This window comes from Halanaerobium saccharolyticum (genome assembly GCF_003259895.1).
Lineage (GTDB): Bacteria > Bacillota > Halanaerobiia > Halanaerobiales > Halanaerobiaceae > Halanaerobium > Halanaerobium saccharolyticum_A.
In genome coordinates this window covers 16,038-31,758 of record NZ_QLME01000031.1, presented here as the reverse complement: position 1 = coordinate 31,758, position 15,721 = coordinate 16,038, and the positions used below count along the sequence as shown (strand labels likewise).

At 33.7% G+C, this 15,721-nt stretch carries 14 protein-coding genes and 1 pseudogene; 11 read left to right on the top strand and 4 right to left on the bottom strand.

The window, feature by feature from the left end; translation table 11 throughout:
- Positions 1-89 precede the first annotated feature (89 nt).
- A pseudogene (locus C7958_RS14150) lies at positions 90-341 on the bottom strand (4Fe-4S dicluster domain-containing protein); the annotation flags it as partial.
- Positions 342-502: 161 nt separating this feature from the next.
- On the opposite strand from C7958_RS14150, the gene C7958_RS14145 reads away from it, so the two are divergent.
- A complete protein-coding gene (locus C7958_RS14145) occupies positions 503-1,048 on the top strand; it encodes a TetR/AcrR family transcriptional regulator (protein ID WP_111573321.1) in 546 nt (181 codons plus the stop codon).
- Positions 1,049-1,160: 112 nt separating this feature from the next.
- On the opposite strand, the gene C7958_RS14140 is transcribed toward C7958_RS14145, so the two are convergent.
- A complete protein-coding gene (locus C7958_RS14140; protein ID WP_111573320.1) occupies positions 1,161-2,411 on the bottom strand; it encodes a 4Fe-4S dicluster domain-containing protein in 1,251 nt (416 codons plus the stop codon).
- Positions 2,412-2,609: 198 nt separating this feature from the next.
- Here C7958_RS14140 and C7958_RS14135 point away from each other — a divergent pair, with 198 nt between their 5' ends.
- From C7958_RS14135 to C7958_RS14125, 3 genes are all read left to right on the top strand, one after another.
- The gene (locus C7958_RS14135; protein WP_111573319.1) at positions 2,610-3,707 is read left to right on the top strand and encodes a YkvI family membrane protein; all 1,098 of its coding nucleotides are present in this window, start codon (positions 2,610-2,612) and stop codon (positions 3,705-3,707) included.
- Between the two features lie 332 nt (positions 3,708-4,039).
- Positions 4,040-4,843 (top strand): electron transfer flavoprotein subunit beta/FixA family protein, encoded by an 804-nt coding sequence (locus C7958_RS14130; RefSeq protein ID WP_111573318.1) that lies wholly within the window; start codon positions 4,040-4,042, stop codon positions 4,841-4,843.
- Positions 4,844-4,845: 2 nt separating this feature from the next.
- Complete coding sequence (locus C7958_RS14125) at positions 4,846-5,829, top strand: electron transfer flavoprotein subunit alpha/FixB family protein (protein ID WP_181453832.1); 984 nt, start codon at positions 4,846-4,848, stop codon at positions 5,827-5,829.
- A 224-nt stretch (positions 5,830-6,053) separates the two neighbouring features.
- On the opposite strand, the gene C7958_RS14120 is transcribed toward C7958_RS14125, so the two are convergent.
- Entirely contained in the window at positions 6,054-7,418 is a 1,365-nt protein-coding gene (locus C7958_RS14120) for a DDE-type integrase/transposase/recombinase (RefSeq protein ID WP_111573316.1), read from the bottom strand.
- A gap of 183 nt (positions 7,419-7,601) precedes the next feature.
- On the opposite strand from C7958_RS14120, the gene C7958_RS14115 reads away from it, so the two are divergent.
- Positions 7,602-8,999, top strand: coding sequence for an FAD-binding oxidoreductase (locus tag C7958_RS14115; protein WP_111573315.1), 1,398 nt, complete (start codon positions 7,602-7,604; stop codon positions 8,997-8,999).
- A 392-nt stretch (positions 9,000-9,391) separates the two neighbouring features.
- Entirely contained in the window at positions 9,392-10,183 is a 792-nt protein-coding gene (locus C7958_RS14110) for an SDR family oxidoreductase (RefSeq protein ID WP_111573314.1), read from the top strand.
- Here C7958_RS14110 and C7958_RS14105 read toward each other — a convergent pair.
- Positions 10,178-10,552 (bottom strand): CoA-binding protein, encoded by a 375-nt coding sequence (locus C7958_RS14105; protein ID WP_111573313.1) that lies wholly within the window; start codon positions 10,550-10,552, stop codon positions 10,178-10,180. The genes C7958_RS14110 and C7958_RS14105 overlap by 6 nt on opposite strands.
- 125 nt (positions 10,553-10,677) lie before the next feature.
- Between C7958_RS14105 and C7958_RS14100 the strand changes: the two genes are divergently transcribed.
- The 5 genes from C7958_RS14100 (at position 10,678) to C7958_RS14080 (ending at position 15,720) form a co-directional block, all read left to right on the top strand.
- Positions 10,678-11,001 carry a hypothetical protein gene (locus tag C7958_RS14100; RefSeq protein ID WP_111573312.1) on the top strand — a complete coding sequence of 108 codons (324 nt, stop codon included), beginning with the start codon at positions 10,678-10,680 and terminating at the stop codon, positions 10,999-11,001.
- A 205-nt stretch (positions 11,002-11,206) separates the two neighbouring features.
- Positions 11,207-11,662 (top strand): hypothetical protein, encoded by a 456-nt coding sequence (locus C7958_RS14095; RefSeq protein ID WP_243834363.1) that lies wholly within the window; start codon positions 11,207-11,209, stop codon positions 11,660-11,662.
- 88 nt (positions 11,663-11,750) lie between these two features.
- On the top strand, positions 11,751-12,896 hold the full coding sequence (locus tag C7958_RS14090; protein WP_111573311.1) for a hypothetical protein: 1,146 nt from the start codon (positions 11,751-11,753) through the stop codon (positions 12,894-12,896).
- Positions 12,897-12,912: 16 nt separating this feature from the next.
- Positions 12,913-13,590: a CDGSH iron-sulfur domain-containing protein gene (locus C7958_RS14085; protein WP_208320782.1), complete on the top strand. Its 678-nt coding sequence runs from the start codon at positions 12,913-12,915 to the stop codon at positions 13,588-13,590.
- Positions 13,591-13,641: 51 nt separating this feature from the next.
- Entirely contained in the window at positions 13,642-15,720 is a 2,079-nt protein-coding gene (locus C7958_RS14080) for a diguanylate cyclase (RefSeq protein WP_111573309.1), read from the top strand.
- The last annotated feature ends 1 nt before the right edge of the window (position 15,721 follow it).

Below are 15,721 nucleotides of genomic sequence, written 5' to 3'. Positions count from 1 at the left end.
TAGGGTAGTGACTGAATATTCTGTAGATAGTATACTTTACCAATAACTCAAATTTGACAATGCTTAAATATTTTTATGCAATGCTAGTGAAATTTAATGAAGTTCAGAAGATTATCTGCGGGAATCGAAAATTTTTCTTCATTATATTCTTTTACTTCATCCATATTATATTCAGTAGTTGATACTGCATTTATAGGGCAAATGGCAATACAATGACCGCAGTTGATACAAATCTTATTTTTTATTTTAGCTTTTCCCTCGACCATTAGGATATCATTTACTAAGCAATCATCAAGACACTTACCACAACCAATACATTTTTCTTCATCTACTTTCATCATTTAAAAAATCACTCCTATTATATATTATTATTTTAGAAAAATATTACACATTTGTGTAATCAAGTGTTTTTTAGTATACTAATATTGATAGATTTTGTCAACAAATATTAACCAACTTACTCATAATCTATATTATGTGAAATAAAATTGGAGGTAGTACAATGGAAGAAGTGAAATCCAGGAACTCTAGTGTTTCAAAATCAAAAAAAATGATAACAAAGGCTTTAATTGGATTAATGAAAGAAAAAGACTACGAAGAGATTACAATAGTTGAAATTACAAATAGAGCAGATCGAGTTAGACGAACTTTTTATTCTCATTTTAGAAATAAAGAAGAAGTTTTGGAATCTTATATCAATCAAATAATAGAAAATCATATTCAGAGATATCTACAGATGAATGATTATTCGGAGATTACCATTGCAGAAGTATATTTTAAGTTGTGGGCTAAACACTTAGATTTTGTACTTTTACTAAAAAAGAATGATTTATTGATTTTATTAAAAGGATTTGAAAAATATATAGAGGAACTTGATAAAGCTTTTTCGGCATTTAGCTGCTTAGGTCTTAGTAAACATTCTGCTGAATATGCTCCTAAGTTTTATGCTGGTGCTCTGTGGAGTACTTTAGATAAATGGATTGAAAAAGGGATGGAAGAATCTCCAACAGAACTTGGAGAATTATTTGGTGAATTAATTGGTTGGTAGATTGAAATCACTAAACGATAAGTCAATAAAAGGCATGTCTGTTATTTTTTATAACAATACATGCCTTTTATTTTTAAGTTTAAATTTAAGTCTTGATCTGAACAGTTAATAATTAAGCTAATTTTTTGATTATTTTTTCTAAGTACCTTGATTTAAGCTGTTTGCTGGCCATTGCCTGTTTTAAGGGTGGTAATTTTAAGATGGCCGAGACTACAGCTGCCATTGCGCGGTGGCTGCCAAAAGCCTGGTTATCGAAAATAAGATTGGCTAATTTTCCTCTTTCAATTGCCATTAAAACAGTTCTGTGGATTGAGTTAACTGGAGTTATAATTTCCTGTTCTCTGCGTTTAAGACTGAGAGATTTATTGGGACAGGACCTTACACATACTCCACAGCCCAGACAGACATCCTTATCAATTGCTATCCTCTCATTTTCTCTAGAAATTGCATCAATTGGACAGGCTTCAATACATTTGCCGCAGTCAATACAGCTTTGATAGTTAAGCTGAGGCAGATAATGAGTGGTCTGAACCGGGTGTAAATTACCAAACTTCTTTGCTGCCAGTAGAGCTTCACAGCAGCAGCCGCAGCAGTTGCAGATGAAGGTAGGGCTCTCGCGTGCATTTTCTCCACACTGTACCAGCCCGTGCTCATATGCCTGATGAAGAAGCTCTAAACATTCTGAAACTTCAACCCGGCGTGCATGATCATGTCTAATTAAAGAATCAGCAGTATTATTAAAGGTCATGCAGATATCAAGGGGAGCATCACAGGCCTGATCAAGGTGATGCATTTTATGTCTGCAGTAACAGGTACTGATTCCTATATCTTCAGCACTTTCAATGATATGACTGGCTTTTTCAAAATCCAGAATATGGACCATATTATCTTTAGATAATACTTCTTCATTTACATAAACTCGTCCCAGCTTAGTTTCTCCTGCTAAAAATAAGTCTTTAATAAAATCTTCTTCCACATTTAAATATTGATGATATAATTCTGCCAGCAGTTTTTGATTTATATCACTGCGGGTTCTCATCATCGAAAATTCGAAAAAACCAGCCATCGGTGGCGGTAATACATATTTTTTGACTCCTTGATCCTTAGAGTCAAGAAGAATTGCTCTTCCGGCAAGTTCATCCAGAATATTTTCTGTTTTTACTTTATTCATTTTTAAAATCCTGGCTGCTTTATCAACAGTAAAAGGCTTGATTGGCAGCTGAGCTACTATTTTAGCCTCTTTTTCGCTAAAGAGTATAGATAAAATTTTATAGAGGGTCTCCGAGGGTGGTGCACCCTGAGGAAATTGATTCAATCTTTCTTCAAGATTCTTATATGCTGATTTTGCTGTTTTATGAGACAAAATATTCACCTCTTTCTTTATTATAATTAGACAATAGTGAAATATTTCCTTTAAATTTACCTGTATTTTTTAAATAGGGGATAGGCATATCCTTGACAGAGAAAATTTATTAACTTATAATTATATCAACTTTAATTAATTAAAGTATAAAAGAGTAGAAAAATAGCTTTAAAAAAGAGTAGTAGAGGAGAATGAGTAGTGGAGAAAAAGAAGTTTGCAATTCCAGTTTTTTTCAGTGTAGCTTTTGTCTGGTTTACAACACATTTTGGGGGAGGATTTGCCTCAGGTAGACAGGCGGCTGAATTTTTTGTCAGTCATGGTTGGTATTCAATTTTTACACCAATTATTGCGATGGCAATTGATGCAGTTATATTTTATTATGCCTGGGATTTTAGTGTGGTCAACAGTACATATGATTATAGAAGTTGGACAGATGAATTTTATCATCCCTATCAAAAGATTTTCTCAAACTTATATGAAATTATTTTTGTCTTAACAATGGGTATCGCAACTGCAGTTGCCTTTGCCACTGGTGGAAGTACAATCAGATCAGCAATTGGAACACCTTATCTGGCAAATACTATTGCTATAGCAGCTGTTATATTTTTACTGACAATTTTTGGGGCTAAATTGGTACGTGAATTTGCCACTTATATTGGGATTGCAATTATTATTGGAGTAATTGTAGTTTATGGGGCAAATGCAGTTGTTAGTTTTCCCCAGATTATTAATGTTATTTCTGATCAGACTGTTGATACTAATATCTGGTCTGCTCTCTGGAGTATGTTATTATATGCGAGTTTTCAGGCTTTAGCTGTGGGGGCATATGTAGCAGTAGCAGATGTTTTAAAAACAAGAGAAGATGCGCTTAAGGCTGCCTGGGCGGGTTTTGCAATTAATGGTATCTTACTAACCCTGGCCTCAGTCACTGTACTTGCCTATTATCCAGAAATTTTAGAAATACCGGTCCCAACTATTCATGTTGTTAACAATGGAGTTGGCGGCGTTTTAGCAGAAAATATTATTTCAATTTTAATTGTACTGGGAGTTATATCTACAGGAGTAAATTTTGTTTTTGGAGGAGTAAAAAGAATTGTTTCCTGGTGGCCAAATGAGAATATAGGCCGCAGTCATTCAATAATTGCTTCAGTAATTTTTGTACTGATTACCTGGTCAATTGCTCGTTTTGGTTTGATTCCCTTAGTTGCCAGAGGCTATGGTTTTTTAGGTTATTTAGGGATACCAGTACTGATATTACCAGTATTTTATAAATTGATTAAGAGAAGATTTAAGTAAACTAATGTTAAATTTTAATATTATTTAAACGAGTTGTAGAATATAGGAGCAGAGCCGGCCTCCACCCATGGGAAGGTAGAACGAAGGAATGTTGGGACATAGATCCTGGGAGATATGGGAGGTAAGACCACCATGGTCTTGTGGAGATCCAAAGCGACCATAGAGGAAATTTTTAGAAAAAAGCAAGATTTTTTAATCAGGTCGTCTCTATATTTCCAGAAATTAATATTTATGCCTTAAGTTTCTACTTTTCTAATTCAAAGAAAAATGAGAAACTGCGAATAAGCGAGTATTAAAGAGATAAACTTAATTTATAGAGGGAGGTTGATCTTTTGCAGATATTAGTTTTAATCAAACAAGTACCAGAAATGGAAAAAGTTCAATTTGATGCCGAAAAAGGAAGAATTGATAGAAAATCAGCAGGAGTTGAAGTTAATCCATTTGATCTAAATGCTTTAGAAGCTGCAGTAAAAATAAGAGAAAAATTGGGTGGCTCAGTAACAGCTTTAACTATGGGTCCAAAAAGGGCAGAATCTGCTTTGAAAGAGGCTGCAGCCAGGGGGGCAGACAGGGTCTTTTTATTAACAGATAAAAATTTTGCTGGAGCTGACACAATTTCCACTTCAGCTGTTTTATCTGCTGCAGCAAGAAAACTGGGGGATTTTGATTTAATTATTGCCGGTGAGATGAGTGTTGATGGTGATACCGCTCAGGTTGGACCTCAGACTGCTCAGTTTTTAGAGATTAATCATGCGGCCTATGTAAGTGAGATAACTTCAGTTTCAGAAAATGAAATTACAGTAAATACTTCCCTCTGGGAGGCCAATTACAGTAAAACTTTTAATTATCCACTGCTGCTTACAGTAACTAAAGATCTTAATAGTCCACGTCTGCCATCATTTAAAGATAAGATGAAGGCAAGAAAAATTGAAGTAGAAAAACTTGATTATGAAGCAGTAAAAAATCAACTTCAGGTCAAAGAAGTTGGATTTAAAGGCTCTCCTACCTGGGTAGAAAATATAGTTGTACCTCAAAAAATAGAAAGAGAAACTAAAGTATATAATAAAAATGAGACAGAAAAAGCTATTGCTGATTTGAAAGAAATACTGGCAGCTAAAAATTTGATGGAGGCTTAATCATGGCAGATAAAAACAAATTATTAATAATTGCAGAATACAGTCAAAATAGAATTCATCCCGTAGTTTTTGAATTATTAAATAAAGGGCGGAAGCTGGCAGATAAAGCTGATTTAAGTCTCAGTGTTTTAATTGCTGCTGCAGATAATATTGAAAATAAAGAGCTGAATGAGCTCATTTACCACGGGGCAGATGAGGTTCAGTTAATTGTAAATAAAAATTTTAGTTATCCAGATGAATATTTATTTAAGAAGGCTATTCTAAATTTTTTAGATTCTAAGCAGCTGGAAATCATTTTAATTGGAGCAACTCATTTTGGCCGTTCTCTGGCTCCAGGACTGGCAGCAGCTATGAAAACCGGACTGACAGCGGATTGTACCGAACTTGAAATAGCTGAAGACGGTTCACTGCTGCAGATTAGGCCTGCCTTTAGTGAAAATATACTTGCTCATATTAAAAGTAATACCAGACCTCAGATGGCCACTGTCCGCTATCAGGAGTTTACTAGAGCTGTCAGAGACGAGAGCAGAAAAGGAAAGATTTCTATTGAAAAAATTACGCTTAAAGAAAATAAATCTTTAAAAAAAGTTGAGAAAATTAGTGATCAAAAAATTAATATTACAGAGGCAGAAGTTGTTGTAGCAGGGGGCAGTGGTGTCAAAACAAGAGAAGACTTTAAAATGCTGCAGGAACTGGCTGATATTTTTAACGGGGTTGTAGCGGTGTCAAGAGATATAGTAGATAAGGGCTTAATGCCCCGAGAAAGTCAGGTTGGCTATAGTGGTCAGCGTGTTAAACCAAAGCTTTATTTTGCTTTTGGAATTTCTGGAGCACCACAGCATCTGGCCGGTATGAAGGAATCTGAAACCATTATTGCAGTTAATACAGATCCATCAGCACCAATTTTTAAAGCTGCTGATTATGCAATTGAAGGAGATTTATACGAAATTATTCCTGAGATGATCAAAAAATATAAAAAAAGTTAAACTAAATTAAGAAATTAGTAGATAACGTCAAATAAAATATGATAGTTACCATAAAATGTAAGTAAATAGTAATAGAACATCACTAATTTTAATTATAATAAAAATCTTAAGAATGTCAAAAGTTTGAAGATGTAAATAATGCTAAAAAATGGAATTAGATAAATATAAAACTCTAAAAGAGTTAAGCAAGATTTTTTGAAAAGTTACTCAGTAAAAATATTTAGTTACTTATCAGTTTTGTTGATCCACCTGATAAGTTGAGCCCAAGAGTTAATGGGTTGACCTCTTGAATCTTCAACAACAAGAGGAGCCTTGTTATCAAAAGAGCTATGAGGTTTTATGTAGTTAAAATATAGCTGATATAAAGTTATATGAGCAAGAGCACCATCAAAGGAACTAAAGCTTTTATGACGCTTGTAATGAGCTTTATAGATGCCAAAAAAACGCTCAATGATGTTTTTATAGGGCCTGTAAACCTCATCTGAATTATCATCATCAGTAAAAAGCCCTTTAACCTGTCTGTGATCTACCTCGGTCTTTAAAAAGACCTTAGCAGCATGTACAGCAGCTCTATATATTGGTGCCATATCAGAAACAAGGACAAAATCCTGACCCTGATATTGGTCAATAATTCTTTTGAGGATGGTGATTGCACCTTTGGTATCTCGATGTTTTGAGAGATGCTGAGCGATGATACAGCCATTCTTACCATCAATGGCAGTAAAGAGATAATGCCAGCTGCCTTTGATTTTAATATATGTTTCATCAACAGCAACAATACCAGATAAAGGTAGATCAAGGTCCTTAATTTTAGGACCAAGTCTGTGGGCTAATGAAACAGTCCAGTTCTGGATAGTCTGAGCTGATGGTGAAACATCATAGGCCAGTTTAAGAGCTCTTTTAGACTGCCTTAAAGAAAGGCCAAGACCGACATAAAAGTCAATAGATTTGGAGATTATGAATTGCCCATACTGGGAATGATCAAGGTTAACAGGTTCTTTATCAGGCCTTGAAACTTCAAGATTATCAATGTCAAAATCATAGGCACGATATTTATATCTTTTATGATCATTTTTCCATTTAGAGCAATTATCATTTCGGCATCTATACTTAACAAAGTTTTTTCGTTCTACATGTTTATCAAGGGCGTAACCGCAGTAGGGACAGCGATAAGTTGGTCTGTTTTTAGGTCTTTGTTCAGGTTTTTCAGGAGCCCACTGATGATCGCAGACTTTACACTGAAACTTCTGGTAACCGTCTTTATCATGGCCAAAGCTGTAGAGATATTTTTTGGGAGCTCCACATTTAGAGCATCCATCAACGTCTACAGTTAGTGGTTTGCGGCGATTAACAGCTTTAATTGGTTCACCATTTTCTTTAGCTTCAGCTAGAATTTCCTGATAATCAGGATTATTATACTCAATATCAGGCAGTGGATCATCAAAACTGTTAAATTTAGTATAACTATCATCAAGTTTTTCTTTGGGTTCAAAATCAACATGAAAAAGTTTTGAGAAAAAGAGATAAACCAAAAGAACAAAATTCATAAGAGGTTTAAGCAGGAAATTAGGAAAATTTCGAGAAATCATAACTTAGGATCCCTTCCTTTCTGGGTTAGTAAGTTGTGGTTCTCTCAATTACTATTTACGAGCTCAGGGGAGGGGATTCCTGCATTTTATACAGATTCCTAACCTGACAACTATGATAACTATTAATATTTTTAAAAAAACTATTAGATTTGACGTAACGAATTAGTAATCTGGAGGGCAAATATGATAAATGAGATTATTGAGAATTTAGAAGCTATTGTTGGAGAAAAATGGGTTGATACAGATCCAGAAAGAGTACGTTCTTACAGTTTAGAAAGTACAAATGATAATTATAGTATGGTGGCTCCAGAACCAGTCGCAGGTTCAGTAATTGTTAAAGCTGCAGATAGCGAAGAAATAGCTGATATTTTAAAATTTGCAAATAAAGAAAAGATTAATGTCATTGCAAGGGGTGCAGGAACAGCTCTATCAGCGAATACTATTCCAGATCAGGAAAGCATAATTCTATCATTAGAACGAATGGATAAAATTATTGAAGTTGATGAAGAAAATATGTTATTAAAAGCAGAGGCAGCTGTCAGCCTGGGAGATATAATAGAAGAGTTAAAAAGCAGTGATCATTTATATTTTCCTCTCCATCCGGGAGATGAAGGAGCACAGGTAGGTGGAATGGCTGCTATGAATGCCGGTGGTGTGAGAGCAGTAAAACATGGAATAATGCGCAACCAGATTCTTGGGATGGAGGTAGTTCTGCCCACAGGAGAGATTGTTCATTATGGAGGCAGCATCGGAAAACTGCTTAAAAATAATGCAGGTTATGATCTAATGCAGCTGCTGATTGGAAGTGAAGGAACTTTAGGTGTAATAACCGAAGTTAGCTTAAAATTATACCCAGAACCTGAAGCAAATGGAACCCTAATTGTGGCTTTTAATGACCGCAAAGATGCTTTTGCAGCAGTACCTGCTATTTTAAAAAGAGGTATTATTCCAATGGCCTTAGAATATGTAGAAAAAGATGAAATACAGCTTGCTGCAGCTGATATAGGTAAGAAATGGCCGGCAGAACAGGGAGAATATTTTTTAATAATTATGCTTTCTGAAGCAAAAGAAGATGATTTATTTGAAATCGGGGCCAGGATTGATCAAATTACAGCAGAATTTAATCCTGTTGAGATGTTAATTGCTCAGAGTATTAGTGAACGCAAAGATATTCTGGATATTAGAAGTCATATTTTACCTGCTATTTCAGATAAATTTGTGGATAGTCCAGATGTTACTGTTCCCAGGGGCAGCCTGTTAGAGTATTTGGAAAAGCTGACTGAAATTGAAGAAAAATACAATACTAAATGTCCGGTTATAGCTCATGCTGGAGATGGTAATTTACATGTTCTAATTTTAAAGGATGAGGGAGCTAAACCATCCTACTTTGAAGAGATTAAAAAAGATATTTATCAGAGTGCAGTCGATATGGGTGGCACAATAACTGGTGAGCATGGTATTGGAAAATTGAGGCAGGATTATCTGCCAATGATGTATTCAGAAAGAGAACTTGAGATTATGAAACAAATCAAAAATATATTTGATCCAAATAATATACTCAATGCAGGAAAAAGCATATAAATAAATAATTTAATTGATTATGCCGGGGATTTCCCCGGCTGTTTTTTTATCCTACTATTTATGTGTTATAATTAAAATAGATTGAATACTAAGATTAATTGCAGAGATTAATTAATATTTTAATAACTGGAATTGAAAATTTATCAAAAAGGTGAGGAGCAGGATAATCTGAAGCAAGAGGTTATCAAGCAAGTTTGAACTACATCTGGAATCAGAATTAACGGATGTCTGTGGAAAATGTTCTGTTGACTTACCATGTTCTTTTACTTCTCCTCTTTAATATTATTCTCTAAAACTGAGAGGTAGCTAGATAGGAGTAATTTGAAAAATATACTTTAAATTTTTAAGGGAAAATCACTTAGGAATTAAATTAAAACTGAAAGGATGATATTATGGAGTTAAATATCAAAGGTAATTCGGCAATAGTAACTGCTTCCAGTAGTGGGCTTGGAAAAGCCGCTGCAGCTGCTCTGGTCAAAGAAGGAGTCAATGTTGTTCTTAACGGACGAAACAGTCAGAAATTGGATCAGGCTTTAATAGAACTAAATGAGTTAAAAGGAGGGAGAGTTATTTCCTGTCAGGGAGATATAACTAAAAAAGAAGATATTGAAAAACTTGTCAAAACTGCAGTTGATAACTTTGGTAGGCTGGATCATCTGGTTACTTCTGCAGGAGGACCACCAGCAAAAAGTTTTGTAAAGACTACAGAAGCTGACTGGTATAATTCCTATGATCTGCTGGTGATGAGTGTAGTCAGGCTTGTTAAAGAGTCTCTGGATCATTTAAAAGCAGATGGTGGTGGGACAATTGTAAATATAACTTCAATTAGTGTTAAGGAAGCAGTTGATAACCTTGTTCTCTCAAATTCAGTCAGGATGACAGTTATAGGTTTAATGAAAACATTATCGAAAGAGTTAGCTCCAGAAATTAGGGTTAATGCGGTTTTACCCGGATCTCATGAGACAGCCAGAATAGAAGATCTAATTAATTCTCAAGTTGAAAAAGGGGAATTTGATAGTTATCAGGAGGGATTAGCTGCCAAAAGTAAAAGTGTACCCTTAAAGAAAATAGGTACACCCGAAAATCTTGGTAATTTAATTGCCTTTTTATCTTCACCAAAGTCTAATTACATCAATGGCAGTTCTATTGTCGTTGATGGAGGAGCAGGTAGTTCTAATTTATAAACTGGCATAAATACAGTCTTCAACTAATTCTATGTCATTTTTTGCAGCAAAGTCTCTAATTTCTTGACTTCTGGTACCGGGCTGGAGCCAGACATATTTTATTCCCAGTTTATTAACTTCTTCCATTATTTTAATACCGAGTTCAGGATTAACTACCAGATCAACAACATCAATTTGATTGTCTATAGAACTGAGATCATCATAGCATTTAAGTCCGGCAACCTCTTCAAATTTAGGATTAACTGGATAAACATTATAATTATTTTCTTTGAGTTTTTTAACGATTTTGTAGCCAAATCGATTCTGCTTAGTTGTAGCACCAACAACAGCCCAATTTTTCAACTCCATTGTTTCTTTCTTTAAATTCATAGTAACAGCTCCTTATTTAGATAATTATTACCTGTTAAATAAAGTTTATCAGTTAAGCTTTAAAAATGTCAATATTTAAAATAAAAAATAAAAAATAAACTTAATTTAAAAAGGGAGGATTATTAATGATAGATAAAAAATTAAAAGTTTCAGTTATTACTGGAGCCCTGCTGGGAGTTATCTGTATTATTGGTGGAGGAATCAGAATGGGTTTCAGCGGTAATGGACTTTATTTGTTTGCCCTCTGGTATAACAGGCTAATTATGGGATTTTTAATTGGACTAACTAATATGAAACCAGGAATTACTGGCTTAATTAAAGGTGGGTTTCTGGGTTTTATTATTTCTCTTGCTTTTTATCTTTCAACAGGAATGACTGATCTAATTTCATTTATAGCAGGGATTATCTACGGTGTTATAATTGTAGCAGTTGCTAGAAAATTTGAATAAGCATCTTAAAACCGCAGCAGAAAATATTTAACCTGCGGTTTTTGCTGTGAATGCTTCACAATGATTTTATTTTTCACTGAACAGCAAATTATGGTATAATTATTTATACAAATTAAAATTTAGGGTGATTTAAATTAAAATAATAGATTTTGAAAAATATTTAAAGGAATATGATCAGACAACAGGACTTTATCCAGAAGAATTAATGAAAATTGGAGATAAGTATCATAAAAAAGGATATTTAACAAAAGAAGAGTTATATCAGCTGGCTCATCTAAATTCAACCCGCAGTTCTTACCATGTAAAAAAGAACCCTGCCAGCAGAGTCGAAAAAGTAACTGAAGCTGCCTATCAGCTTGACGATGATTTCTGCCGCCTGGCATTATATAATAGTTTAATGGGAATTGGGACTCCTACCGGATCTGCTATTTTAACTGCTTTAGATTCTAAAAAACACTGTGTGATTGACACCAGAGTCTGGGCTACCCTCTATAATCTTGAGTATTTTGAAAAAGAAAAGGAGAGTTTTAAACCTGAGGACTACCTAAAAATAATTGAAATTGTTAGAGAAATGGCGGATCAATCTAAATTTACAACTGCAGAAATTGGCTATGCTCTATTTGCCTATGATGTGGTTAACCGTAAAGGAAATTTACACTAATATTTTAAAATACCAGCAATTAAAAGAATAAAACTTCAAATAAAATAATTGGATTTGACGTAACGAAAACAAATAATAGGGGGATTTTATGAATAAAGCAATGCTCTGCACCGTAAAAAGAGACCAAATTAAGAAAAAGATACTGATCATTAAAAATAAAATTGCTACTGAAGAACATGATTTAAAAGTTGATTACCAGCTGGAAGATACCGACCCAGATGTGCAGCATCTTATTAGTTCTCAGGTAGGTCAAAAATTAAAAATTAATTTTTTAGAAGGAACAGAAAACTGGAAGTTAAACAGTAAAAAGATGTTTATATCTAATTTTGATTATGCCTATGATTTATCAAGTTTAAAGGATTTTATTGATTCCTTAATTTTATTTAAAACTAATGATAGAGAGATTGACCCGGAAATAATAAATATGTTAAAAAATGATATTTTTTCTGAATCAGTTTTCTGGGAAAACGATAATATAGATCAGGATTTAACTGCAGAACTAATATTGAAATACTGGGACTTAGATCCTATTGAGTCTTATCCTGAAAATGATTATTATAAAAAGTTACTTCAGTTTGCTGATGGAGAAATTAAAAGTATTGATCAAAAAACTGCTGACTTCTGGTTTGATATTCCGGCTGAAATCAGAGCTAAAATAAATGAGCAGATCGGGACAGGAAAAATAGGTTTTGATAGTTATTTGATTTATCTGCAGACAAGAGATGATTATATTTTAAATAATATTCTGCTTAATTTTATCAGGGAAGCAGCAGATGAAAGTCAGGAAAGCATTAATAATTTATTTGAAAAATTTCACTATCAATTAATTGATCAGTTAACAAAAAAGGCTTTAGAAAAGAATAAAAAAATTGAACTGGATCCAATTATTCCTCAGGTTGAGTCTAAAAGATCAGATTTAGAATTAAAGCCTGAGCTAGAGATGAAAGATTATTCTCTGCTCGAAATATTTGCTCATTATTCAATTGAGGTGGACTTTGAAAGTCTTAATTTGTTCTCTGAGGATTCAATTGGAACATTATCAGATTATTTAAAAAGCCTGGTTTTACATTTAGATTATTTAAATGAAATGAGAAAAAAGTTAAAATGTGACAGCTGTGGACAGAGGCTGGATTATGATCTGGATTATTCTCAAAAAATTGCCGCCTATAAGGTGGAATCTGCTCGCTGTAATAATCTGGATTGTGAAAAATTTGATCAAGAAATAAATTTTTAGATTTGAGGTGTCTAAAATTACTGATAAAAATAAAATTAAAATTAAAATAATAAAAAACGGTCCTTATTGTGTATTTGGTTCTGTTCCTTTAACAGAAAAAATTATTACTCCCGTCGGTAAACATTATGAATATAGAGATGGACGCAAACTACCGCAAAAAGAAGTTTATTCGCTCTGCCGCTGTGGAAAGTCTAAGACACCACCTTTTTGTGATGGTTATCATGATCAGATAGATTTTGACGGCAGAGAAACTGCATCTAAACTGAAATATGCCACCCGGGCAGATCTATTAGCAGGGGAGAAAATTGATTTAATGGATGATCACCGCTGTGCCTTTCTCCGATTTTGTCATACCGAAAAGGGAAAGACCTGGGATTTGATTGAAAGATCTGATAAGCTGGAAGAAAGAAAACTGGCAATTAAATCAGCCGAAGAATGTCTGGCAGGCAGATTAACTGCAGTTTCTAAAGAGGGTAGAAAATTGGAAAAAGAATTTAAACCGGCAGTAGAAATTCTGCAGGACCCAGAAAAAGAAGTCAGTTCTGCTATCATTGTTAAAGGTAAAATAAAAGTTGAAGGCGCAGATGGTAAAACATATGAGCCGAGAAACACTCTAGCTCTCTGCAGATGTGGTGAGTCAGATAATAAACCATTTTGTGACTGCAGTCATGTTCATACTGGTTTTAAAGAATAATTAAAAATATATTTAAATTACGAATCAGAAAAGGGGTATTTTAAGACTTAGATGAAAAAATCAAAATATAGGTTATATTTTTATCGAAAAATATTAATATTTACCGCTGCTGCTTATCTATTTTATGCTGCAGTCGATAGAATCAATCATGCCTTAATTAATCCAATGCCTCCAGCAGAAAGAGTGTTCTCAGCCAGTGTTTTTATAATTGCTTATTTATTTTCATATAAAAGTGAATATGTTAAAAATAATATTCAGCTTATAACATATTTTCTTTCTTTTTTTACTTTTTTACACCTATTTTATTATACCTATTTGCAAAATTTTAAGCTTGAACTTGCGATTCTGGCAATTGTTCTGATTGCTATTTTCAATCTAATTTTTGATCTTAATTTACTTAAATTTATAACTAATTTAATCCTGATAATATTTATGATCTTTGCTCTCTATTTTGCAGATAGTCCACAGGTAGAAGTTCCACTTTACTTTGCCTCTTATCTTATGATTGCAGTTTTGAGTTTTTATGTTAGTTATAATCTGGAGCAGTCACAAAAAAGAACAGAAAGAAATCTAATGGATTTGAATGAGCAATATCAGTTTCAGAAGACACTTGCTGAAATTTCTTCGGAATTGGTTAATCTGGGACTTGATAATTTTGAAACAAAAATTAATCATTCATTGAAAAAACTGGGAGAGTTTTTTGAAATTGACCGCAGTTATATTTTTAAGATTTCTGAGGATGGGAAAACAATGTCCAATAAATACGAGTGGACTGCTGCAGGAATAAAATCTCAAAAAGAGAAGCTGCATAATTTAAATACAGAAAAATTTAAATGGTGGTTAAAAAAGATTGCAGAGAAAGACTTAGTGATAATTGAAGATACTCAAGAATTGGAAGATGAGGCAGCAGTAGAAAAAAAGATTTTTGCAGCTCAGAATATACAGTCAATAATTGCCTGTCCAATAATGATTGCTGATGATTTATATGGTTTTTTTGGTTTTGATCTTGTAAATTCAAGTCTGGATTTTAATAAGGTGAAAATAAATCAACTTAACATTTTCGCTGATGTAATTACAAGGTCTATTTCTAAGCATTTAGATAATCTGAAAATAAAAAAATTGAGTTATTATGATAGTCTGACTGGTTTATATAATAGAAGGTTCTTTGAGGCAGAGTTGGAGCGGCTGGACAGCCAACGACAGCTTCCGATTTCTATTATAATGGCAGATTTGAATGGTTTAAAGATAATTAATGACAGCTATGGTCACAAAAAAGGAGACCAGCTGCTTCAAAAAGCTGCAGAAATTCTTAAAGATTCTCTGCGCGAAGAAGATATATTGTCTCGACAGGGTGGAGATGAATTTATAATTTTACTGCCCCGGACAGATGCCGATGACTGCGCTGTGATAAGGAAACGAATTAAATTTAATACAGGAATTATTAAAGATTTTAAGCTTCCACTTTCAATTGCTCTGGGTCAGGCAACTAAAATAGGTCCGGAAGAAGATATTGAAGAAATTATTAAAAAAGCAGATGACCGGATGTATAAAAATAAGCTTTCAGAAAGTAAAAGTAGTAAAAGTAATATTGTACAGGGGTTAATTAATGCACTGGCTGTAAAAAGCAGTGAAACAAAAGAACATGCAGTTAGAATGACAAATTTAGCTTTTGAATTTGGAGAAAAACTTGCTCTAACAGAGTCAGATCAGAATCGCCTCTCATTACTTGCAACTCTTCACGATATTGGAAAAATTAATATTAGTGAAGAAATCTTAAATAAAGAAGATAATTTAACAGCTGAAGAATGGGAGATTGTAAAAAAGCATACAGAACAGGGTTATAAAATTGCTTCTTCTTCGGATGAATTTGCTGCTGTTGCTGAAGAAATTTTTTCTCATCATGAATACTGGGATGGAAGTGGATATCCCCGAAATCTTGAAGGAAAAGAGATTCCTTTTTTAGCCCGTATTATTTCGCTGGTTGATGCCTATGATGTGATGATAAATGATCGTCCTTATAGTGAAGCAGTGTCAAAAGAAGAAGCACTGGTCGAGATAAAACGATGTGCAGGCATCCAGTTTGACCCCGAGTTAGCTGCTCAATTTATTGAAATGTTAAGAGAAAAATAAG